The organism is Fervidobacterium sp. (genome assembly GCF_059913585.1).
The window spans coordinates 1-22,948 of record NZ_DBOLZL010000003.1 but is presented as its reverse complement, the minus strand read 5'-3'; the positions used below and the strand labels follow the sequence as shown (position 1 = coordinate 22,948).

At 39.2% G+C, this 22,948-nt stretch carries 18 protein-coding genes; 7 read left to right on the top strand and 11 right to left on the bottom strand.

Annotation, left to right across the window (positions count from 1 at the left end; genetic code table 11):
* Positions 1 to 14: 14 nt before the first annotated feature.
* Entirely contained in the window at positions 15 to 746 is a 732-nt protein-coding gene (locus AC3M61_RS00235) for a sulfite exporter TauE/SafE family protein (RefSeq protein ID WP_500778949.1), read from the bottom strand.
* A complete protein-coding gene (locus AC3M61_RS00230) occupies positions 747 to 1,745 on the bottom strand; it encodes a M42 family metallopeptidase (protein WP_500778948.1) in 999 nt (332 codons plus the stop codon). It abuts the gene before it with no gap.
* A 173-nt stretch (positions 1,746 to 1,918) separates the two neighbouring features.
* On the opposite strand from AC3M61_RS00230, the gene AC3M61_RS00225 reads away from it, so the two are divergent.
* On the top strand, positions 1,919 to 3,181 hold the full coding sequence (locus tag AC3M61_RS00225; protein WP_500778947.1) for an MFS transporter: 1,263 nt from the start codon (positions 1,919 to 1,921) through the stop codon (positions 3,179 to 3,181).
* 89 nt (positions 3,182 to 3,270) lie between these two features.
* On the top strand, positions 3,271 to 4,014 hold the full coding sequence (locus AC3M61_RS00220) for a ZIP family metal transporter (protein ID WP_500778976.1): 744 nt from the start codon (positions 3,271 to 3,273) through the stop codon (positions 4,012 to 4,014).
* On the opposite strand, the gene AC3M61_RS00215 is transcribed toward AC3M61_RS00220, so the two are convergent.
* Genes AC3M61_RS00215 through AC3M61_RS00200 form a run of 4 tightly spaced genes read right to left on the bottom strand, consistent with a single transcriptional unit; the run spans position 3,983 to position 8,752 of the window.
* Positions 3,983 to 5,398 (bottom strand): GGDEF domain-containing response regulator, encoded by a 1,416-nt coding sequence (locus AC3M61_RS00215; RefSeq protein ID WP_500778946.1) that lies wholly within the window; start codon positions 5,396 to 5,398, stop codon positions 3,983 to 3,985. The genes AC3M61_RS00220 and AC3M61_RS00215 overlap by 32 nt on opposite strands.
* A 51-nt stretch (positions 5,399 to 5,449) precedes the next feature.
* Positions 5,450 to 6,601 carry an NAD(P)/FAD-dependent oxidoreductase gene (locus tag AC3M61_RS00210; protein WP_500778945.1) on the bottom strand — a complete coding sequence of 384 codons (1,152 nt, stop codon included), beginning with the start codon at positions 6,599 to 6,601 and terminating at the stop codon, positions 5,450 to 5,452.
* Positions 6,594 to 8,450 carry an FAD-dependent oxidoreductase gene (locus AC3M61_RS00205; protein ID WP_500778944.1) on the bottom strand — a complete coding sequence of 619 codons (1,857 nt, stop codon included), beginning with the start codon at positions 8,448 to 8,450 and terminating at the stop codon, positions 6,594 to 6,596. Before AC3M61_RS00205 ends, AC3M61_RS00210 begins: the two co-directional genes overlap by 8 nt.
* On the bottom strand, positions 8,444 to 8,752 hold the full coding sequence (locus tag AC3M61_RS00200) for a (2Fe-2S)-binding protein (protein ID WP_500778943.1): 309 nt from the start codon (positions 8,750 to 8,752) through the stop codon (positions 8,444 to 8,446). Before AC3M61_RS00200 ends, AC3M61_RS00205 begins: the two co-directional genes overlap by 7 nt.
* Before the next feature lie 281 nt (positions 8,753 to 9,033).
* On the opposite strand from AC3M61_RS00200, the gene AC3M61_RS00195 reads away from it, so the two are divergent.
* From AC3M61_RS00195 to AC3M61_RS00175, 5 genes are all read left to right on the top strand, one after another.
* A complete protein-coding gene (locus AC3M61_RS00195) occupies positions 9,034 to 10,227 on the top strand; it encodes a class I SAM-dependent rRNA methyltransferase (RefSeq protein ID WP_500778942.1) in 1,194 nt (397 codons plus the stop codon).
* 76 nt (positions 10,228 to 10,303) lie between these two features.
* A complete protein-coding gene (locus AC3M61_RS00190) occupies positions 10,304 to 12,160 on the top strand; it encodes an outer membrane protein assembly factor BamB family protein (RefSeq protein ID WP_500778941.1) in 1,857 nt (618 codons plus the stop codon).
* 47 nt (positions 12,161 to 12,207) lie between these two features.
* Complete coding sequence (locus AC3M61_RS00185) at positions 12,208 to 12,759, top strand: NUDIX domain-containing protein (protein WP_029684106.1); 552 nt, start codon at positions 12,208 to 12,210, stop codon at positions 12,757 to 12,759.
* A 4-nt stretch (positions 12,760 to 12,763) separates the two neighbouring features.
* Positions 12,764 to 14,287 carry a YifB family Mg chelatase-like AAA ATPase gene (locus AC3M61_RS00180; RefSeq protein ID WP_500778940.1) on the top strand — a complete coding sequence of 508 codons (1,524 nt, stop codon included), beginning with the start codon at positions 12,764 to 12,766 and terminating at the stop codon, positions 14,285 to 14,287.
* Positions 14,288 to 14,320: 33 nt separating this feature from the next.
* Positions 14,321 to 15,790: a carboxypeptidase M32 gene (locus tag AC3M61_RS00175; RefSeq protein WP_500778939.1), complete on the top strand. Its 1,470-nt coding sequence runs from the start codon at positions 14,321 to 14,323 to the stop codon at positions 15,788 to 15,790.
* A 207-nt stretch (positions 15,791 to 15,997) separates the two neighbouring features.
* Here AC3M61_RS00175 and AC3M61_RS00170 read toward each other — a convergent pair whose 3' ends face one another.
* From AC3M61_RS00170 to AC3M61_RS00150, 5 genes are all read right to left on the bottom strand, one after another.
* Positions 15,998 to 16,693, bottom strand: coding sequence for a redox-sensing transcriptional repressor Rex (locus tag AC3M61_RS00170; protein WP_500778938.1), 696 nt, complete (start codon positions 16,691 to 16,693; stop codon positions 15,998 to 16,000).
* Entirely contained in the window at positions 16,641 to 18,647 is a 2,007-nt protein-coding gene (locus AC3M61_RS00165) for a [FeFe] hydrogenase, group A (protein ID WP_500778937.1), read from the bottom strand. The genes AC3M61_RS00170 and AC3M61_RS00165 overlap by 53 nt, the downstream gene beginning before the upstream one ends.
* Before the next feature lie 40 nt (positions 18,648 to 18,687).
* Positions 18,688 to 20,592, bottom strand: coding sequence for an NADH-ubiquinone oxidoreductase-F iron-sulfur binding region domain-containing protein (locus AC3M61_RS00160; protein WP_500778936.1), 1,905 nt, complete (start codon positions 20,590 to 20,592; stop codon positions 18,688 to 18,690).
* Positions 20,593 to 20,594: 2 nt separating this feature from the next.
* On the bottom strand, positions 20,595 to 21,071 hold the full coding sequence (gene nuoE / locus AC3M61_RS00155; protein ID WP_500778935.1) for an NADH-quinone oxidoreductase subunit NuoE: 477 nt from the start codon (positions 21,069 to 21,071) through the stop codon (positions 20,595 to 20,597).
* Between the two features lie 340 nt (positions 21,072 to 21,411).
* Positions 21,412 to 22,731, bottom strand: a complete 1,320-nt coding sequence (locus AC3M61_RS00150; RefSeq protein ID WP_500778934.1) for a carcinine hydrolase/isopenicillin-N N-acyltransferase family protein — start codon at positions 22,729 to 22,731, stop codon at positions 21,412 to 21,414.
* Between the last annotated feature and the right edge of the window lie 217 nt (positions 22,732 to 22,948).

Here is a 22,948-nt window from a genome sequence, read left to right as displayed (position 1 = left end):
TTTTTTTAAATACATTAAGAGAAAATATAGTTCATTGCTGAAAATATCATCATTCCAGCTACAACATACCTTATAACCTTCTTATTCACTCGTGTGTTCAAATAAGAGCCGACGTATCCTCCAACAAAGGAACCAGCGCCAAGAATTAACCCTGGAACAAATTCGACTTTGTTCTTAAGTGAAAACAAGGTCAATGAGAAAACCGTAAAAATGAGTGTCAGGAATATCTTCATCGCATTTGCCTTTCTCACATCGTAACCTTCCAAAAGTGTTAATGCATAGATTAAGAAAAATCCAACCCCTGCTTGGATATACCCGCCGTAGATTCCTATAAGAAAGAAGATCACAAAACTGAAAATTCTGTTTGATTTCTTTCTCCTTCCCTCTTCCCAAACCTTAGGTGTAAACAATACAAAGTAAGACATAATGATAAATATAATTCCAACACTCAGCTTAACTAACTTTTCAGGAAGGCTCAGGACTATTGATGTACCTAATATAGCTCCCATTATCGTTGGAAGAGTTATAATAAGAGCATTTTTCAGGTCCAATTCTTTTTTAACCAAAAAGCGCCATGTTGCCGAGATGTTTTGTAAAAGTATGCCTATTCTGTTGGTTCCATTAGCCACGGTTGGACTTAGACCATACAAACCGAGTATTGGAAGCGTGAGAAAAGAACCACCACCTGCCAGAACATTGACTACTCCTGAAAAAAACCCTCCTAAAAACAACAACAATTCAATCACTCAGAACACCTCCAAGAATTTCGTAAGCAATTTGATAAGGTTTTCCAAATCATTTAGGTTAATCATCTCAACTTGAGAATGCAGATATCTCACAGGCACACTCAAAGCAACCATGGGCACACCTTTCTCAACGAAAACACTAGCATCATTGCCACCACCAGTTACACCAATTTGTATCGGTATTCCTTCCTTGTGTGCCAATGAAACAATGAATTTGGTAATCTCGTAGCTGGATATGGAGCTATTATCGAAAGCCCTTACCACAGGTCCTTTTCCAAGTTCAATGTGAGCATTTTGTTTACTACAACATGCAAAAGAATCGATTGCAATAGCTAAGTCGGGATTATATATACTTGCGAGAGCTTTTGCACCACGAAGCCCAACTTCCTCTTGTACTGTCCAGGCAAAGACAACTGTTGAACGTGGATGAACATTACGTGAGACTTCAATAAGTGTGAAACAACCAAACCTGTCATCTAAGCTTCTCATTGCCAAGTAATCATAGTTCAATAAAGCGTAAGTTTTCCTAAAGACTACATAATCCATAACATCAATTCCCAATTCTACAAGTTCATTCATACTTTTAGCACCGACATCGACAACCTTTTCAAAAGCTCCTCCGTCTGCTTTAAGATGAGGTGGAACTGCACCAATTACGCCGTCAATCACACCGGTTTTCGTAAATACCTGAACAAAAGAACCGGGTAAAGTTTCTTCAACGATTCCTCCAACGTTCTTTACTTCTAATTTCCCGTCTGCCCTAAGTGAGGAAACATAAAAACCTATCTCATCCATGTGTGCCATTAAGAGTACCTCTTTTTCATTGGACAAACCTTTCTTCTCAAAGATTAAATTCCCAATCTTGTCAGTCTTTAGCTCAGATTTCTCTACACCTAACATAACAGAGATTTTCTCTCTTACACGTTCTTCCCTACCAGATACACCAGGTACTTCGCATAACTCGATTAGTTCACTATGGTCAAATAATCTACGTTTCACTCTAATCCCCCCTATCACTTCTCTGCACGCATTTAAAATTATACCACAAATTCATTCGCTTTCCGAATTGTTTTTTTACACAAAATAATTTGAATACTTGACAAAAATATTTGCTAACTATAAAATATATTTGCACTAGGACAAAATATGTAAAAGCGGGAGGGACCAGATTTATGTCAGAAGAGCTGTACAAGTATGAGAAAAGAAATTTAGCGTTGATAATTAGTGGGCGATTCGAATCTGTTTTAGGTGCAGCGGCTTTGCTTGTAGCTATGCCGTTGTATATTTTAGATAAGACGGGTTCGGGAACAATGATGGGGATATTCACGGTTCTTGGAATATTACCACGATTGTTTTCAACACCTATTGGAGGAGTTATTGGAGATAGGCTTAACAGAAAGACTATTATGGTTCTTCTTGATGAACTGAGAGGACTGTTGTTATTTATTCTATGGCTTATTGCTATTAATAACAGGATGAATGTAGGGGTGCTTCTTGTGTTTAGAGCAATCCTTTCGTTCTGTGACGGGCTTTTCGATGGGCCTACCGGAGCCATGTTTGGAGATGTTGTGAGGAAAGAAAATCTCAAAAGGGCAACATCGTTAAATGCCATGGCAAATAGTGGGGCTAACATTATTGGACCTATCGTTGGCTCTATGTTATACGGTTACTACGGATTGACTAATGTCCTTCTTATGACGTCGGTATTATACATATTATCAGGAGTCAGTGAAATGTTCATTATTTATAATCATCATCCCAAAGAAGGAAGAGTTAATTTTGTTGGTGAGCTCTCTGAAGGAATCAAATTTGTTGTTAAAAACCGAGGGTTAAAGTTCCTATTTACTTTTGCTATAGTAATAAACTTCCTTATGTCACCTCTCTTTAGTGTTGTATTCCCGTATATTCTTCGAACAGTACTAAAGTTTTCCGCAACACAATTTGGTACATTACAAGTCTTTGGAACAATAGGAGCGTTATTAGGAAATATAGCAATTATGTTCTTTCTTCATAAATTTAGCTCCAAATTTCTAATATCTTGGGGGCTATTACTTGGACAAACATTTACGGTGCTTTTCTCTGTATTTATTATGCCCTATTTTGGGCTTGGCAAGGAAACATTGTACATGTTCTTCATCGCTGGCACAGTTGTCGTTAGTTTCTTCAATGTATTGGTCAATATTCCGATTAGTGCAAATCTTCAAATGCTAGTTCCATCTGAGTTGCGCTCAAGGGTCTTTTCCGTTTTGTCACTTTTTGCGATTGGAAGTGTTCCAATTTCATCTGCATTGTATGGGTATCTTCTTGACAGAATTGATGCATTTTGGTTCTTCTTGACAGTGAATATCATTTCTACGATTGTAATTGTTGGCTTTCTTATTAAGGCTCCAGACGAGGCTTATGACCCAAATCTTGCAGTGCAGCAAAATGCTTGAACAGTCATAAATATATTGTTTAATTTTATACTTTGTGTTAGAATACTTATAGGTAGGGCATTACTAAAGTTGGGGGTGTCAGTATTATCCTGGCTCAGGAATTCTTAAAGGGAACAATTCTTAGCACACTGGCTGGACTTTCAACTGTGCTTGGTGCAGTACCGTTGCTATTATTTCACAAACACCTTGGAGAAAAGGTTATCGATTCGTTGATGGGTATGGCTGCAGGCATAATGCTTGCAGCAAGTGCTTTTAGTTTAGCAGGTCCTTCGCTTGAAATAGGTGGAGTTTTACGCTTTACCATAGGTTTCTTGCTTGGTGCAGTTCTTGTAGATTTAATGGATAAGTATTCGCCACATGAACATTTTTTGAAAGGTCACGAAGGAGCAGATGTTAAGAGACTGTCAAAGATATGGCTCTTCGTAATAGCTATAACAATTCACAACTTCCCAGAAGGTATGGCGGTTGGCATAAGTGGGTACACTCCTGAAGCGCTGAGCGTTGCAGTAGCTATTGGTGCACAGAATATTCCAGAAGGGGCTGCTACAATGATTGCGTTAATGAATGCGGGATATTCAATACCGTTTTCATTATTAATTACCTTGCTAACTGGTGTTGTTGAAATTCTCGGTGGAATATTTGGTGCAGGACTGATATTAATTAGCAAAGGACTTTTACCATATATGTTGGCATTTGCAGCAGGTGCTATGGTGTTTGTTGTGAGCGATGAGGTTATACCTGAGACACATTTACGTGGAAATGAACGGCTATCTACTTACTTTCTCATATTCGGTTTTTTAATCATGTCTGCTCTTGATGTTGTGCTTGGCTGAGCAGGACATTATTTTTTGGAAGGAACATATAACTTGCTTTGTCTTTTCCGGTTTTTTTCGATATATAGAGTAGGTCGTCCGCTGCTTTCAACACTTCAGTCGGGGATTCATAACCTTCCGAACTCACAACACCACAAGAAATGGTGCATTTACCGTGTGGGAATTGAGTGTTTCTAACTCTAGCTAAGATTTTCTCAATTAAGTCAACAACCTCGTCGCTGTTCGACACCTTTGTTATGATAAGACAGAATTCTTCTCCACCATACCTTCCTGCTATACCTTTTCCTGATATCTCCTCTTTCAGAATCGCTGCAACAATCTTTAATACCTCGTCACCCACTAAATGTCCGTATGTATCGTTCACCTTTTTAAAGTTGTCAATATCGAACATTGCAACGTAATATATCGTTCTGTTTATTTTGGCCAGGTTATGAGTCTCTTCAAGGAATCTCAATAGTTCCTTCTTATTGAATAGTCCCGTTAAGCCGTCAACGGTAGATGCAACCTTGAGTTCCCTGAAAATATTCAATGTATTAAAAAGAAGTGATAAGCTTTCACTTGCTTCATTTAAAACTTTGTTCAAACTCCACCTATCTGTTGGATTTGTATATGCGATTAGTCCTATTTCACTCTCTTGATATTTGATAACAACGGTTTCCAAACCATCTACGTTGAATTCCGAACCAAAATTACCAAAGTAAGACCAATTGGAAGGCTCTAATGGTTTTTCAAACGAACTCAGCAACTTTTCTTTACTCATCATTTTACTTAACGGCAAGCCAAAATTGTAAATTCGCCCCTCAACTGGTGATAAAAGAAGGAAAGCAAGCCCAGTAAAACGGGAGAAGAATTCTAAAAAATTCTTGAGTTGCTGGATGACGTAAAGTTCATCTCTTGCGAATTGAATGAGAGAAAGTATCTCTCTGTTCAGTATTTCTGTTCGCATCTTTTGTTCGAGAACATCATAGATACTTGTTGCGTAAAACATTTCTTTTGCCTTAGAAGAAGAGTATCCACCAGAAAGAAATCCTTGAAGTTCTTTTTCAAGCACGTCTTTTGAAAGAAGTTTAGAGATAAATTTGTTCGCACCGCTATGCGCAGCCCAGAACTCATTTATGACATCATCAGAACCAGTTAAAACAGCGATACCCGCGTTTTTAAACGCGGGTATCGACCTAAGATAAAGGGACATTTGAAGACCTGATATTCCAGGCATATTGTAGTCGGTAATGATTATATCTGGTAGCTCTTTTAAGGCAATTTCTATACCTTTTGTTCCATCCTCAGCAGCAATTATCTGTTTTACTCCTAATTTCTCTAGGATACTTTGAAGAACCATCCTCCAAAATTTACTGTCGTCAACTATAAGGACTTTCTTGTCCATTTTACTACCAACGCCCCTCAAAACCAGTATGCTTTTCTAATACTACTTAAATTATACCACATTTTTCTCTCTTTCCAAAACCTGTCCTTCGAATCTCTTAATATCAAGGTAAGAAATATCTGTGTGTAGCGTTTTCCCGAAAACTATCAATTCGGCAAGTGCTTCACCAACAGCAGGTGCTACCATGAAACCATGGCCTGAATAGCCTACTGCGTAATAATATCCTTTTACCTTTTCGCTTGCACCAATTATCGGCTGAGCATCAGGTGACATGTTGTACATTCCACTCCAGTGTCGTATTATCCTGACATTTTTTAGGAATGGGAAAATCTTAACCATTTTACTTGCTAGCTCTTTTTCAAATTTGTACGTGACGTTGAAGTTAAGTCCTGGTTTTTCATCTTTATCACCTTGTCCCATTATGAATTGTCCATGGAGGGTCTGACGCATGTAAAAATTACCGGAAAAGCTTATTGCCATCATTGGGAAGAAGTTTTCTAAAGGCTCGGTCACCAAAATTTGATGTCTGTAACTCTCGGTCATAAGGTCAACACCGACAAGTTTTGAGACCTCATTTGACCATGGTCCAGAGGCATTGACGACTATATCACATGCAAAATAACCTGCTGTCGTATCGATGCCTATAACTTTCCCGTTTGCAACATCAATATTCTTTACTTCTGTGTGGGTATATATGTGTCCACCCATTCTTCTAATTGCTTGTGCATAACCAATAACAGCTTTGTGCGGATTGGCATGACCATCCGTTTGGCAGAATGTAGCCATAACCAACCCTTCGGTGTTTATGTACGGGTATCTTTCAGAAACCTGTTTAGGAGTAAGAATTTCTACGTTTAGTCCTTCTTCACGTTGCATTTTAACGTTCTTTTCAAATTGTTCAGCTTCTTCTTCGCTATATGAGAGCACCAAATAGCCACCCTGTTTGTATTCTATATCCATACCAACATCTTCTTTGAATCTTTCGAATAATTTAACACTTCTCATTGCTAAACGCACATTTGGTCTAGTCGACCATTGTTGTCTAATTCCGCCAGCGCATCTACCCGTTGAGCCTGATGAAAGGTAGGATTTTTCGAATATGGCAACAGAAGTTTTTCCAAGTTTGCACAAGAAATACCCCAACGCAGTTCCTGTTATACCCCCACCTATTATGCATACATCATACTTTTTAACTTCACTCATCTTTGACACCCCCTTGTATGTTGCCAGAAATCTCACTGTTCTCAGTCAATTCGGACTTGACCACAGCTTCAAATGGAGTCGGCATTGTTGGGGGGCGGTAGGCTCCAAGTTCTATTTCAGAAATAGGTCTACCTGTCTTCTCTGAAAGGATTTGTAAAGTTAAAGTCCTGCAGGTCTTTCCACCACACGGTCCCATACCTATTCTTAGTACTCGTCTAAGTTCTTCGTAATCTGTAATGCCCATGTCTATAACTCTTTCGATATCTTCTTTTGTTATTTCCTCGCATCTACAGATAAATTCCTCTGACTTAGCCGGTATTCGGAAGCTTCTAACTACATCTTCGTATCCTTTTGGCACTCTGAGAAATATTATGTGTGTTTTTCCCTTGTTGTTTAGAACCACATGGTCTATTTCTCCATCGCCAACGTCCTTACCTTCTCTGTCTAAAAGTTTTACTTTCATACTGCTTTCAGGTATTGGAAGTAGCTCGTATGGGATACCAACAAGAGAGTACTCATCCTTCTCCTGAACCATAAATATTGCAAGCCCCGGGCATTTCATAACACACACACCGCAACCGATACACTTGGTATAATCTATTTGTGGTATGCCGTTAATATTAGCACCGACACTTATGGCTCCCGTTGGACAAGACGTTTCACATGGATTGCAAGGTATAGCTTGTGGACATTCTATAACCGCCCTTAATTTTCCTATCGGTCCTTTGTCAATTTGTTGTTCTTCCCTGTATCCACCTTCAGGAAACACAATTCCCATCTTTCTTAGTCCGTCCCTAACCTTTTTGGAGAAAGGACCTCTTCTAAACTCTTCGAGCTCTTTTTTCATCTTTTTAATCTTTTCTTCAAATGATTTTCCCGTTAGTTCTTGTGCAATATTGTAACCGGCAATGTATCCTTCAATCATAGCAGTCGTTGCTTCTTCTATTCCAGAGAGGTCTCCAGCGACAAATACATTGTGTACGGTTGTTCTCATGTTCTCGTCACGCAAAGGCACATACCCTCCTAATTCGGGTATGTAAACAAGTTTTGCGCCAGTTTGAGCAACAAGCTCAACATTTGGTTGCAAACCAACAGCCAGGCATATGGCATCAACAACAAATTCTTTTTCCGTTCCCAGTATGGGTTTAAATCTCTCATCAACTTCGGCCACAACTGCACCTTGGACCTTGTCTTTCCCTATCGCCTCAAGAATCGTATGTCTAAGCAATATTGGTATTCCAAGCCTTTTGACTTTATTCGCGTGAACGGCGTATCCACCAACGTGTGATGAAGCCTCAACAATAGCTTTTACTGTCGCACCAGCCTGGACTAACTGATATGCAACGATAAGCCCTATATTACCTGCACCGACTATAAGGAACGATTGACCTGGGAGAACTCTGTATTGGTTCATCAGCGTTTGAACAGCACCTGCTCCATAAACACCTGGAAGTGTATTATTTTTGAATGCTAGAAACTTTTCCGTTGCTCCGGTTGCAATTAGCAGATAATCTGCTAAATACTCATTCACAATGTTGTTTACTCTATCGTAAACAGTTATTGCGTCTTCATATATACCTGTTACTGTTGCTTGCTGTATTATTTCAACTCCAAGACTTTTAACTTTTTTGACAAGTAAGTTTCCAATTTCAAACCCTCTCACTGAGGCGTAGAATCCTTCGTGACCAAAGAATTTGTGTGTTTGTTTTGGAAGTTGACCACCAGGTTCGATTCCTTCGTCTATAATTACCACATCTTTACCATCACCAACAGATTCTGCTATAGCAATTGCTCCAGTTAATCCAGCTGGTCCTGAACCGACAACGAGTGCTTTTACGTGCCTTACCATTTCGGTTTCCCCCTTCCAACCTGCATTTTGACATGCATACCTTCTCTTACGGGGGTTATACAAGCTCTAACGTTAGGAATCCCGTCAACTTCCACAAGGCAGGCTGAACACTTACCTATAGCACAGAAAAAACCTCTAGGATGGTTGTGCTCCGTGAAACCGAAAACATCAAAGCCGTTTGCAATAAGAGCACTTGCAATCGTATCTTCCGAAGTTGCGTAAACAATTTGCCCTTCAAAGTAGAACGTTAAGTAAGTTTTCTCACTTGGAACACTAAGAATAGGATGTTCCTTTATCCGCATGTTGCAGCCACTCCCCTTCCCACAGAGTGTTGAGTTTTTTTCATGAAAAGTTTAATTCTCGAACGTTTTTCAACAAAATTATAATCCTTAAGACCCCACTGTAAAAAATCCCGAAATCGTTCGCTATAAGAATCTTATAACGTTTTATTGTTTAGACCATTTAATACCGAGAGTTTACTTAATTTTTTTCAAAATACCAACACAATTGAGAAAAGCGAAATCTGTGCTATAATTTAACCGTAGGCGATGATTATATGACATGCTAAGAGGTGAAATAGGCGGTGGTTAAAAGAAATGCGAAAGTTATTTTAAAGAAAGACATCAAACGTCGTGTATTTAATGGACATCCTTGGGTCTACGATAACGAAATTGAAAAGATAGAAGGCAGTTTTGAGGATGGAGATATAGTCCTTGTATACACTTTCGCAAATCAGTTTTTGGGGATTGGATACATCAATACAAAATCTAAGATAACGGTCAGATTGCTTTCAAGAAAACCGGTGGAAATTAACCGGGAATTTATAAAGAATAGAATTTTGCAAGCAATAAGAAATAGATACAATATCACAAAAGAGAATGCTTACAGAGTTGTCTTTGGTGAAGCTGACGGATTACCTGGACTCATTGTGGATAAGTTCGATGAATATCTTACAATTCAATTTAATACACTTGGAATAAACAGGCTTAAAAACCTCATTTTGGAAGTCCTCGTTGAAATTTTCTCACCGGCAGGTATATTTGAAAGAACCGAGGGAAATGCTGTTAAGAAAGAAGGTCTTGAAGAATTCTCAGGTTGGATTTACGGCTCTGGTCCAGAACTCATACCATTTGAGATAAACGGGATAAAGTTCTTGGCTGATACAAAAGGACAAAAGACGGGAGCGTTCTTAGACCAACGTGAGAATGCAAGAAAACTCAGAGAGTTTGCCTATGACAAGATTTGTCTCGATTGTTTTTCGTATACCGGAAATTTTGGAATGCACTTACTTAGTGGTGGAGCAAAGCACGTAACTTTTGTAGACTACTCAGAGCGTGCGATTGAAGTAGCAAGAGAAATTGCAAAATTAAATGGTTTTGATAAAGATAGAATGGACTTTGTCGTTGCAAATGCTTTTGATTACTTGAAGTACAGTTATGAGAAAGCAAAAAAATACGATATAGTAGTACTTGACCCTCCGTCTTTCGCTAAGAGTGCCTCAAGTCGTGATGCAGCGTTTAAGGGCTATAAAGAAATTAACTATAGAAGTATGAAACTACTGAAAAGCGAAGGTTTACTTGCCACGGCTTCCTGTACGCAAGTTGTATCCCAGAGCGAATTTGAGTCTATTTTGGTTGATGCTGCTATTGATGCTAAAGTTCTTTTGAGGTTAATTTACAGAGGTGGCCAGCCTGTTGACCATCCACAAGTTTACAATATTCTTGAAACGATGTATCTGAAATTCTTGATTCTACAGGTCTCGCCAATAAATAACTGAACGTTTTTATAATTAATCACGTTTGGTTGATTAACCCTTAAGCAGTATCAAGTAGATTATCTGGGGGTAAGATGCTATGAGAAGAAATTTACTGACAGTTATTCTATTATCTTTCTTGTTCGCTACACTACTATTTTCTGGGGCTCTTATCGTTACAACTTCAGGTATTGTCGATGAAGCTGGTAATGTTATCAGGAACGTATCAGCTTTGGATGTCCTCTTCGACGGTACGCAATATTACTACGTTGCAGGTGATGGTATTTACTCTCTTAATGGGAAAACTAAAATAGACATTAAAAATGCGCAGCGTGTAGGGATTAACTATGTATTATCAAACTCGAAAGTGTACAAGATAGAAAAAGGTTCAGCAACAAGTATAGGAACAATATCGTCAAAGATGAAGAGTGTTTACGTTGTGTCAGACTACATAATTGGAATCGAGAGTAACCAAATAGTATGTTACTATGCTGGCAACGTTGTATGGTCCATGCCAACAAACGCGAATTCCATTAAGATTTCCGAACAATACATGGCAGTTTTTGGCTCGCAAACGCAACTTTTTAACATTTCAAATGTTAGGTTTTTGAAGCTCGAAAGAATCTACCCGAAGTTTTCAGATTACGTCTACTTTTCTGGTTATCATGTCTTTAGTGATGGGAGTAAGATTTACTTCTACCGAGGTTCGGCAAGGTTAAGCACTACTTTTCCATACAAAGGAGCACTTTTTACAGATGGAAGGTACCTGTATTCTGGAAATTTGTTGATTACTGCTGACCTTGTACAAAAAGAGTTGAAATTTACCGTAAAATCTCTTGCCCCTGTTTATACTGGTGAGGAAGAGGAAGAGGAAGAGGAAGAGACTACTGTTGTTCAAGAACCAGTAACGGTTCAGTCGCAACTTCCAACCCAACAATCAACTGCTCCTTCGACTTCACAAAATGAATCTATCGAAGAACAACAAAAAAAGGAAGAGACAACTATTGTAAAACCTTCTGAGACTCAACAACAACCAAAAGCTCCAAAATTATACGAACTTCTATGGAAAGTGGTCTTAAATGATTCTATTTCTGGCAAACCTGCTGTAAAAGGAACTGTTTCATATGTGCCTACAACGAAGGGCACGGTTATCACAATCGATGGTGGGAAGATAGTTTGGTCGTACCGAACCAACTTTGTTATAACTGGGCATATTACAATTGGTAATCATATATACGTTGGGTCATGGGATGATACCGTCTATGCATTAAAAGAAGATGGAACACTTGCATGGAAACTTTCACTTGACAGTGATATCGCTTACGGTCCTGCTTGGGATGGATATTTGCTCTACGTGGTTACAGATAAAGGAACGCTTTATGTTATCAAAGATGAAGGAAAAACAGGAACCATAAAAAGCTCGTACAAAGTAGGGACCTATCCTTCAATACCGCCATCGGTGTCTCTTGCTGGAAAGGTTTATGTTGTTGACGGTGCTGGGAATCTTTGGAGGGATAAGAACATAGATGGTTTTGCAGGGAAACCTAAAAACCTACCGATATACTCAGAAACGCCTTACGTTAGTAAACAATTAGGTTTTTCACTTATAGACGAATATGGAAACGTTTATGAATTCATACCTATGAAAGAAGGCACAGTTGTTTTTAAAGAAAAGAACAATTTCTTGACTATTTCGGCCGAAATCACTGATGCTATTCTAGGAAAAGAAAAGCTCTATGTTATCGATTCAACTGGCAAATTCCAGGTTATTGATAAAAACACTAAGAAAGTTTTGTTTACAGATAGCGTTCCGAATGGAAAATACATAAGTTTAAGTAATGGTTACTTATTTGTCTTTGGTAAAGAAGTGAGATGCTATTATGTTAACGATACGCCTTCTGGATATTGGAACAGTCTCTATGGAAACCCGATGAACTGGAATTCTGCCGTTAAATAACCCATTGCAAGTTTAAAGAACTATTTTCAAAAGGCTGAGGTGAGTTTTTGAAACGCTTCCTTGGTGAGTTCAATTACTATGCAGTATGTGTCCCTGTGTATGAACGTAAAATTCTTTTTGAAGTAAGGTCGGAAAACATTCCCCAGCCGTTGGAAGTATCGTTTCCAGGTGGACACATTGAAGAAAATGAACAACCATATGAAGCAGCCTTAAGGGAGCTTAAAGAAGAGACAGGACTCCAGACTGTTAAATTACTTTTCGAAGTAGAACCACTTATCACGCCTTTCAATTCGGTAGTATACCCATTTGTTGTTTCTGTAGACCTAAATGAACTTTGTATAAACCCAAGTGAGGTTAAGGAAATATTTTTAGTCCCTCTTGAACACTTCGAAAAACCTTACTCCATTGGTTATGTTGATGTGGAACTCAAACCACGTGAAGATTTTCCGTATCATCTCATACCTTTTGGAAGAGAATACAACTGGAAACGGGGGGTTTATAAGGTCATCTTTTATAAGTACGAAAATTATGTTATCTGGGGGTTAACTGCACGAATTGCTCAAAGGGTCTACGAGTTAATGAAAGGACAAGGGGGATAGGGGGATGTTTTTCAGCACGAAGTCGGCAGTTATTGTTGGTATAACTCCGCTTTTGGTAAATGTGGAGGTGGACATAAACCCACGAAGTGTAAAAAGAGATATCAACATTGTCGGACTACCAGATACCGCAGTTAAAGAGAGCAAGCAAAGAATTCTCAGTGCTTTCAAGAATTCAAATGTTTCTATGCCCGACGGGCTTATCACTGTTAACTTAGCGCCTGGAGATGTTAAAAAAGAAGGCACCTTTTTAGATTTTGCAATTGCGTTAGCTATTTTAGGAGCAGCAAAACACATACCTCCCTTCAACGCAGTTGTTATTGGAGAACTGGGTTTGGATGGGAGCGTCAAAAAAGTTAAAGGTGTCCTTCCTATATTGTTGGAATTTCAGAATCCTTCGACTACCTTTATCATCCCTTCGGATAATATCCCTGAAGCCGCAGCTACTAAAGCAAGATTCCTACCATTTAAGAATCTCTACGAAGCAGTCCAAGCAATAAAGACAGGAAACCTTCCTCAAGTTAAGTATGAAACACCGAGGTTTGATGTTGAAAACCACGAAGTGGATTTTTCGGATATTCGTGGACATTTAGTTCCAAAACGAGCTTTAGAAGTTGCAGCAAGCGGTGGACATAATGTATTGATGGTTGGACCACCAGGCACGGGAAAAACAATGTTTGCTCGAAGGTTTCCAACTATACTACCACCTATGAGTGAACAAGAAATTATCGAAACTTCGAAAATATATAGTGCTATTGGTCTGCTGGATTCAAAACTAATCACTAAAAGACCATTCAGAAGTCCGCACCATACATCGAGTGCGGTGGCTATAATTGGCGGAGGCACCAACGTCAAACCTGGAGAGGTAACACTTGCTCACAATGGTGTGTTGTTCTTGGATGAACTTCCCGAATTTAGGAGGGATGTTTTGGAGGCACTCCGCGAACCTCTTGAAGATGGAGTGGTTACTGTTTCTCGTTCAAAAGCCACGCATATCTTTCCTGCCAACTTTCAATTAATTGCGGCGATGAATCCGTGTCCATGTGGTTACTATGGAGACAAAGAAATAGCTTGCAAATGTTCTCCTTATGAAATTAGAAAATACTGGAAAAATATCTCAGGTCCGATACTTGATAGAATAGACATTCAGATTCAAGTTCCCAGGGTCTCGTACGAAGAGATGCGTGGAAAAATTTCACAGACAGACGGGGAATCGAGTGAGCAAATTCGTGAAAGGGTAATGAAAGCACGAGAAAAACAGATGCATAGATACAAAGAAGAGAATATAAAGCTAAACGCAAAGTTGACGCATAAGATGGTTGAGAAGTATATTAGACTGGACGACAAAGCAGAGGAGATTTTGAAACTTTTTGTCACAAAAAGCAAGCTTTCAGGAAGGGCTATAGATAAAATCTTGAAAGTTTCAAGAACCATCGCTGACCTCAATGGTGATGATATTGTCGACGCAAAAGCTGTTAGTGAGGCTCTGCATTACAGGTTGAGTAGCATTGAATTAGAATTTGTACTTTGATAACAGTTTTTAGAAAAGTTAGGGGGAGTTTGTATGGAAGAACTAAAGAATTACTACAAGCGTGTCGCAAAGTATTACAGTGCAGCTTCCTTGCTCTACTGGGATATGCAGACTTACATGCCAAAAGATGCAGGTCCTTACAGGGCAGAAGTTTTATCCGAGATAGGTACTTACGCTTTCAAAGCCATGATTGATGATGCTCTTGGCACACTCTTGGAAACTGCCCAACCACAAAATGAAATCGAAGAAAAGATAGTTTCTGTGGGGAAGAAGGAGTATTACAAGTATAAAAAAGTGCCTCCTGAGCTCTTTCAAGAGATTATGATGACCTCAACGATGCTTGAACAAAAATGGGAAATTGCAAAACCAAAAGGGGATTTTGAAGAAGTAAGACCCTTGCTTGAAAAGCTTGTAGAACTATGCAGAAAGTATGCAGAAATCCTAGGTTACGAAGAAGAACCATACAACGCTTTGCTTGACCTCTATGAACCTGGTATGAGAGCAAGGGATGTGGAACAGATATTTAACAATGTTAAGACCTTTATTCTCGAAGTGCTTAAGAAAATAGAGAGCTTACCAAAAACAGAAGACCCGTTTGATAGAGAAATCAGCGCTGAAAAACAAAAAGAATTTAGTATTTGGTTACTGCATTACCTTAAGTACGATTTCAACAAAGGCAGGTTAGATGTATCAGCACATCCATTCACAAATCCGATAGGACTAAACGATGTGCGTATAACAACAAGGTATATTGTAAACGACATGAGGAACTCTATCTATTCGACCATTCACGAATTTGGACATGCGTTGTATGCACTCTCCATTCCAGCAGAATTTTACGGTTTACCAATTGGTAGCAGTGCTTCGTATGGTTTTGACGAAAGTCAGTCCCGTTTTTGGGAGAATATAGTGGGGAGGAGCCTGGTATTTTGGAAGGGAATATATCAAAAGTTTGTGGAAATTGTTCCAGAAATGAAAGAGTACACGGTTGAAGAGCTCTGGAGAGCAGTAAACAGAGTCCAAAGGTCCTACATCAGAACAGAAGCTGATGAGGTAACGTACAATCTGCATATAATCATCCGATTTGAAATTGAACGCGCGCTAATCAACGGTGGGCTGAGTGTAAAAGACATACCTGATAAGTGGGCTGAACTATTCAAAAAATATATAGGTTTAGAAGTTCCAAATAACACACTTGGTTGTATGCAAGACCCACATTGGTATGGTGGAAACTTTGGTTACTTCCCAACATACGCACTTGGTAATCTCTACGCTGCACAAATATTTGAGAAGTTAAAGGAAGAAATTGACTTTGAAGATGTAGTTTCAAAGGGTGAATTTGATGTTATCAAAGACTTTCTGCGAGAAAAGATTCACTCGAAAGGGAAAATGTATGAACCTGCTGAGTTAATCAAAATGGTAACCGGTAAGCCACTATCCTATGAACCATTTGTTAGATACGTGAAAGAAAAATACTCGAAGGTGTATGGAATAGAGATTTGAACTCATCAGCTGTAAACTAAACGAAAAATAATGGAAAATGCCGGGATAACCCGGCATTTTTCGTTTTGTAAAAAAAGTCCCCGGTTGATAACCGGGGTGGGAAGGTGTGGTGGCCGTTGTGAGGTCGTTCCTCACTATATATGCGCGTGGCGCACTATTGTTCGAAGGTTAATTAACTGCTCAAACATTGCTTGGATTATCACAATATCATTTAGATGAGAGATTTTGTGTTTTGTTTACACTTTCTGCTTCTATCCTTTCTTTTTCTGCCAGCATATGTTTCAATCCGAGTAATCCCCTTGTTATATCCTCATTTTGCACGATTATATCTTCTGGTACATCTAATATCCTTGTAGAAAAGTTCCAGAGAGCCTTTATTCCATGGCTTACCAGCAAATCGGCAACTTGTTGTGCAGCGTTTTCTGGAACACAGATAGCTGCAATCTTCACTCTAAATCTTCGAATGACTCTTGACAAGTCTTTTAGCGGAAGTACCATAAGTTCGCCAACCATTGTTCCTATCTTTTTTGGATCGTTATCGAATATTGCTGCGACCCTTATGCCTATATTTTTGAATCCCTTGTAATTCGCAAGCGCACTTCCAAGATGTCCTGCTCCAATGATTATAATGTTCTCGTCTACTCCGGTTCCAAAAAGCTCGTCAAGTTCGTTGAGCAATTCCTTAATCACGTAACCTACCTTTGGTTTTCCCTTTGTCTCCAGGAAAGAGAAGTCTTTCCTTACTTGCTCCGGAGTGATACGGAGCATCTCCGCAATTTCTTCAGACAAAACGTATTGCTTACCCTCGATAAGAAGCTGGTTCAAAAGAGCGTGGTAGAGTTTCAGACGTTCAAACGTTGCTTTTGGAAACCGAAGAATCCCCTTTCGTTCTTCTAAGTTCATTCAAAGCCACCTCTTTTACTTTCTCGATTGTTGCTTCAGACACTATTATATCATTTACCACAACGTTTGGTGCTTTTCCGCAGTTTTCTACGCAGAACGTCCCTTTAATTTCCAAGTTCCTTGCCCATTCTTCTTTGTTTGCAACTGAAATGAGTTTTTCAAGAATTTCATATGAACCTTTCGAGTAGCAAGATGTACCCAAGCACACGCTTACCTTAACTTTGTCTTCGGATTCTTCCGGAAGAGGTAGTATATCGATTTCTTCTTCTTGAACTCTTCTTCTGTGTTTGTAATGTGTGTGAATTACCTCGTGTGACTCATGACTAAGGGGTTTATTGAGATATCTTTCATACAATTGAAGCATATGGAAGTTTTCCGTTGGTGAAATCAGTACGTCGATACTTTGAACTTCTCTGAGAATCCTTGCTCTCTTTTCTCTTGTTCTTGAATCGTTTGGATATGGTTGTCCACCACCGCCAATACAACCGTAATTGCACGCCATAACTTCGACGATATCTACATCAAGTTCTCCAACTTTTATTGAATCAACAATCTTTCTGGTGTTTCCAAGTCCGAAGACCACCATGCCTTTTACGACCTTACCGTTGCTAAGTTCAATTGTTGTTAGTCTCACACCTTCTGAAATTTGTTTTGTTTCTATATTCTTTATTCCAATTAACTCGTTAATAACATTCGCAACACTTCCAAGAACTCCTCCGCTCTTACCAAAGCTCAGACCAGATTGTGATGAAAGCCCAAACGGCCTGTCAAATGGTTCTGGCTCTACCATTCTTATATCAATTCCCGTTGATTTAATTATCTTTACAACTTCCCTTGTTGTGAGAACAATATCAACATCTCCGTTAAATTCTTCTCTTTCTGCTTCGAACTTCTTAGCTGTACATGGCATTATTGAAACGAGCACAATATCTTTTGGATCGACACCTATTTCCTTTGCATAGAATCTCTTAATTATCGCTCCAAGTGCCATTTGAGGTGATTTCACACTCGATAAGTTATCTATATATTCTGGATAGTATTGTTCAGCGAATTTAACCCATGCTGGACAACAAGACGTGAATTGTGGTAGTTTCTCTCCTTTTTCCAATCTTTCTACGAATTCATGTGCTTCTTCGTAAGTAACAAGGTCAGCGGCAAACGCAACATCAAAGACCTTCTTAAATCCTATCATCTTCAAAAGGGAAACCATCCTACCCGCTGCAGCTACATCATCTTCCAAGCCGAATTCCTCTTGGAGAGATGCCCTCACTGCAGGTGCCACCATACCAATTACGTATTTTCCCTCTTCGATAGCCTTGTAGACTTTATCAACGTCGTTTCTAATTGCTAGCGCCCCTGTTGGACAGTATGCAACACATTGACCGCAAAGGACACATTCTGTATTTTCAAGCTTCTCTTCAAACGATGGAACAACCTGGGCTTCGAACCCTCTGTAAGCGAAATCTATTGCAGCAATTGACTGGATTTCATCACATGCCCTTACACAATCTCCGCAAAGGATACACTTGGAATTGTCTCTGACAATAACTGATGATGTGTCTGTAATTGTTTTCTTTGAAATCTTTTCAAATCTGTTATTTGTCAATCCGAACTCTTGTGCATATTTTTGCAGTTTACACTTTCCGTTCATCTCACATGTTGTACAGTCACCGTCATGAGATGCAAGCAAAAGTTGGAGTATACCCTTTCTCAACTCGTAAATCTTCGGTGTATGTGTCTTTATTACCATTCCTTCTCTTGGTTGGAGTGTACAAGATGTCACTATATCCTTTCCGTCGACTTCAACAAGACACATTCTACAAGCTCCATATATCGAAGTCTCTGAGAGATAACAAAGGTTTGGAATCTCGATACCGACTTCTCTGAGAGCTTCAAGCACATTTCTCGCATCGTCACGTATTTCTATTTCCCTTCCATTAACTATTATTTTCATTCTCCATCACCCTCCCAAACTAACAATCGAGCCTCGAGAATCAACCAACAAGTTCTATAGCGCCGAACTTACACTTTGTTACACACAATCCGCACTTGATACACTTTTCTTGGTCAATTACATACGGTTTACCTCTCTCACCGCTGATAGCGCCGTTTGGACAACTTCTTGCACACAGACTACAGCTCTTGCATTTTTCCGGTATAATCACGTATTTCTTGAACGCGGTACACATTCCGCTTGGACATCTTCCTTCAATATGTTCGATGTATTCGGACCTAAAGTATTTAAGAGTACTGATAATTGGGTTTGGAGCTGTTTTTCCAAGGCCACAGAGTGAAGCTGTCTTAATAATCTCTGATAAGTATTCGAGGTTTTCCAAGTCTTCATAGGTTGCTTTACCTTGTGTAAATTTTTCGAGTATATTGTAAGCTTGCATTGTTCCTTCTCTGCATGGGACACATTTTCCACAAGATTCGCGTTTTGTGAAGTCCAAGAAAAACCTTGCTACTTCGACCATACATCTGTCATCTGTTATTGCAACTATACCTCCTGAACCCACCATTGCACCAACGGATTTTAGTGAATCGTAGTCAAGCGGGAGGTCGAAGAGTTCCTCTGGCAAACAAGCTCCCGATGGTCCACCAATCTGGATAGCCTTTATCTTTCTACCGTTCGAAGTTCCACCGCAGATATTTTCCAGAATGTATCTAATCGTAGTCCCAAATTGAATCTCAATGATACCTGTTAGCTTCAGCGGACCTGTAACAGAGAACATCTTTGTACCAGGTGAATTCTCAACACCGCGTTTTCTGTAATTCTCAACACCATCTCTGATTATCTTTGGAACATTCGCATATGTTTCGACGTTGTTTATAAGTGTTGGCTTACCCCAGAGACCTGCTTGTGCTGGATATGGTGGTCTTGGTCTTGGAACGCCCCTTTTACCTTCAATTGATGCAAGAAGCGCCGTTTCCTCACCACACACAAAAGCTCCTGCACCTTCTTTAACGTAAAGCTCGAAAGAGAAATCTGTTCCAAGTATATTCTCGCCAAGAAGCCCATATCTTTTCGCGTCTTCTATAGCTTTATTGAACATCTCAACAGCAATTGGATACTCCGCCCTGATGTAAGCGTATCCTTTCCTAGCACCTATCGCATAAGCTGCGATAATCATTCCTTCGAGAACGGAGTGTGGGTCTCTTTCAAGAAGCGTTCTGTTCATGAACGCTCCGGGGTCACCCTCGTCTGCGTTACAGACAATGTATTTAATATCTCCTTGACTTTTATATGCAGCTTCCCATTTCAAACCTGTTGGGAATCCTCCACCACCGCGTCCGCGCAATCCTGAAGCTTTCACCATATTTATTATCTCAAGTCTGTCCATTCCAGAAAGAACTTTTGCAAGTGAAGAATAACCACCCCGAGCCATGTAATCTTCAATGCTTTCACATTCACTTGTTCCAACAGCTTCCATTATGTAGAACGTCTGACTCTTGAAAAATGTAGCATCTTCCAACCTCTCTACTTTTTTGTCCGTAATTGGGTCTGTGAGAAGCAAACGTTCAATGGCTTCTCCTTTTAGAAGTGTTTTTTCAACAATTTCTTCAACATCATCGACACTAACATGGCTGTATGTGATACCATATGGCATTATCTTTACCAATGGACCAAGTGAGCAAAGACCACAACATCCTGTTTTCTTCACCGGTTCGTCGTTGTCATCGACCTTTTCGATTTGGACATCAATACCTTTTGCCTTAACAACTTCAACAAACTTCGCATAGACTTTCCTTGAACCACTTGCCGTACAACCGGTTCCAACACAGACATAAACTGAGGGTTTTTGGAGCTTTTTTTCTCTTTTCGCTTTGAGGTTTTCTATATAATCGAGCAATTCTTGAGGGCTTTTCAATATTGGTTCATTTACAACAACTGTACTCATTGTTATTCCTCCTTCCTCTCTTTGAGCTTTCTAAGAATCTCTTTAACCTGTTCTGGAGTCAGTTTTCCGTAAACTTCATCGTTTATTACCATAGCTGGAGCAAGAGCACAAGCTCCAAGACAACCAACTTTATCGAGGCTGAATTTCAAATCAGGCGTAACTTCACCAGGCTTGATACCTATTTCCTCTTCTATAGCCTTTACAAGACTCATTGAACCTTCCATATGACATGCAGTTCCATCACAAATAAGAATTGTGTACTCGCCCTTTGGTTTTAGAGAGAACTGGGCGTAGAATGTTGCAACACCGTAAATTTTGGCAGGAGGGATACCAAGTGCGGTGCCGATGTAGTATACAACATCCTTTGGGATGTGCCTGTACTCTTTTTGAACTTCGAGTAAGATTTTGATAAGCATCTCTTTCTTGTATTCGTACTTCTTCAGAATCTCCTCAACTTTACTGTAGGTTCTGGTAATCATCGCCACACCTCCAAAAAGATGAAATTGTTCTACGGAAATTCAGGGCTAAATGGTTAGGATTTATTTATCAATGCGTATTAAGTTTTCAAAGTAAACCAATTTTCTTTCGTGATACTTTTCACGAATATGATAAAACAAAATATTGTAAATGTCAAGAGAGAAATTGGAAATTTTTCACGATATAAATACATAAAAACATAGGTTTGAGAAGGTAGGCATACTTATCTTGAGCATTGCAGATATGATTTCACTATGGTAAAGAAAGAGTGGAAGATAAAAAGAGTATTTACTTTTTTTGAAACATGACTTCTCTTTCGACAACTAAGAACGACTGAGGAAATTAAAATCTAAGACCACTTCCAAACATGAGGTAAAAAGAAAGTTCAGGGTTGTTTTCGGTAAACTTCAACATACTTCTTAGAAAGAGCAAAGGTCTGTAGGGTATCCAATTGTCTGGTTCAATACCTATGTCGAAAGTAATTGAAAATATGGGCAGCTTAATTAAAGGCTTGGTAGGGTTCAAAAATATGCCAATAGCCAAATTAAATTGTTCAAGAAGATGGTAGTCAAAATTTATACCAGGATATAAGTTTGTTTGAGAATTATCTTCTGTTAATTGATTTAATACGATACACTCAACCCCGATTCTAGGATAACCTGCATTATTAACAAGTAGCGAAAATGTAGCCATTGATGATGAAGAAAGGGGTCCGTAACTATTTGAAATCTTAACTAAAAACCGTCTCATATTGTCTGCTAGGGCAATAGAATCTTTGTCGACCTCTTCAAATGTTTCCAGGTTGTACAAATGCATTCCTTTTTCCAACTCGGTCTTCACATTAAAAACCCTAACATCATCATTCGCATTCTTTATGTAGAATTCTACAATTGCTTTGTTTGATACATTACGAACAGCAAATGCAGTGTTCCAAACTGTGGATGCCTGTTTAACACTTTCGAGTATCGATAAAATATCCATTGGAGTTAATTCTATACCCTTACTATTTTCAATTAAGGCCTTTGCTTTTTTGTAGCGACTTAGAGATGTTGGATTATCGGGTTTGATATAATCAGCTGATAGGTAATGGTTTGTTAATACATTTTCACCTTCTATTACATGTAGCTGATTATTTACAAACTCAACGACAGCAGTATTTCCAAATTTATCGGCCAAAAAATAATGAACCATCGGATTGCCAAACAAAGTTCCAAATACTATCGACCTTTTCCTAAAAAGTTCGATTGCAGAGTGCACGTCATTTGAGCTTTCCAGAATTTCTCTAACTATCTGAAGGCTTATGCGTGTTGGTCTAAGGATGTTTGGAATATTCCAGGAAAACGGTACAGCGGTTATTGCAACATACAAACCGCTTGTGTTGATACCTTCGTACGGCATATCTACTCCTAACTGCTCCAAAAGTACCATCCCATGCTTTCCGCCACTCGGCGGGATGAACCATAACAATCCCTGAGGTGAATCCAAATCGCTATTTTTTCCAACAACTATGGTTCCATCAGGGTTTTTGTGGTATACGATTGTACAAGCGAACAAAGATGAAGTAAAGAAAGTATAAAACGTTGATATTATAAAGAACATACTAAGGATGTTAAACGCTTTTATTAAAGTGTTCTCGAAACGATAGTGAAAAATGTTCTTCATTTATAATCCCTCCTACGTAAAAATATGGTATAAATATTTTAGTCAAAAAGTAGGCAGGGCAGGACGACTTATTCAGCCTTGGCTTTCAAGCCATTCTAGGAGTCTGTCGCCTGCCTTTAACCATGATAAGTTGGTTGGGTTTTTAACCCTTGTCACCCTGGAGGTTTGGTTCAGCAGGCTCCTGCCCTCGCCTTTTAACCAAATCAATCGAAAGGAG

Excerpts from the sequence above, each read along its gene's own strand:
- AC3M61_RS00225 (WP_500778947.1), top strand. The coding sequence starts at position 1,919 with ATGTCAGAAGAGCTGTACAAGTATGAGAAAAGAAATTTAGCGTTGATA.
- AC3M61_RS00215 (WP_500778946.1), bottom strand. The coding sequence starts at position 5,398 with ATGGACAAGAAAGTCCTTATAGTTGACGACAGTAAATTTTGGAGGATG.
- AC3M61_RS00210 (WP_500778945.1), bottom strand. The coding sequence starts at position 6,601 with ATGAGTGAAGTTAAAAAGTATGATGTATGCATAATAGGTGGGGGTATA.
- AC3M61_RS00205 (WP_500778944.1), bottom strand. The coding sequence starts at position 8,450 with ATGGTAAGGCACGTAAAAGCACTCGTTGTCGGTTCAGGACCAGCTGGA.
- AC3M61_RS00200 (WP_500778943.1), bottom strand. The coding sequence starts at position 8,752 with ATGCGGATAAAGGAACATCCTATTCTTAGTGTTCCAAGTGAGAAAACT.
- AC3M61_RS00190 (WP_500778941.1), top strand. The coding sequence starts at position 10,304 with ATGAGAAGAAATTTACTGACAGTTATTCTATTATCTTTCTTGTTCGCT.
- AC3M61_RS00180 (WP_500778940.1), top strand. The coding sequence starts at position 12,764 with ATGTTTTTCAGCACGAAGTCGGCAGTTATTGTTGGTATAACTCCGCTT.
- AC3M61_RS00175 (WP_500778939.1), top strand. The coding sequence starts at position 14,321 with ATGGAAGAACTAAAGAATTACTACAAGCGTGTCGCAAAGTATTACAGT.
- AC3M61_RS00170 (WP_500778938.1), bottom strand. The coding sequence starts at position 16,693 with ATGAACTTAGAAGAACGAAAGGGGATTCTTCGGTTTCCAAAAGCAACG.
- AC3M61_RS00165 (WP_500778937.1), bottom strand. The coding sequence starts at position 18,647 with ATGAAAATAATAGTTAATGGAAGGGAAATAGAAATACGTGACGATGCG.
- AC3M61_RS00160 (WP_500778936.1), bottom strand. The coding sequence starts at position 20,592 with ATGAGTACAGTTGTTGTAAATGAACCAATATTGAAAAGCCCTCAAGAA.
- nuoE (WP_500778935.1), bottom strand. The coding sequence starts at position 21,071 with ATGATTACCAGAACCTACAGTAAAGTTGAGGAGATTCTGAAGAAGTAC.
- AC3M61_RS00150 (WP_500778934.1), bottom strand. The coding sequence starts at position 22,731 with ATGAAGAACATTTTTCACTATCGTTTCGAGAACACTTTAATAAAAGCG.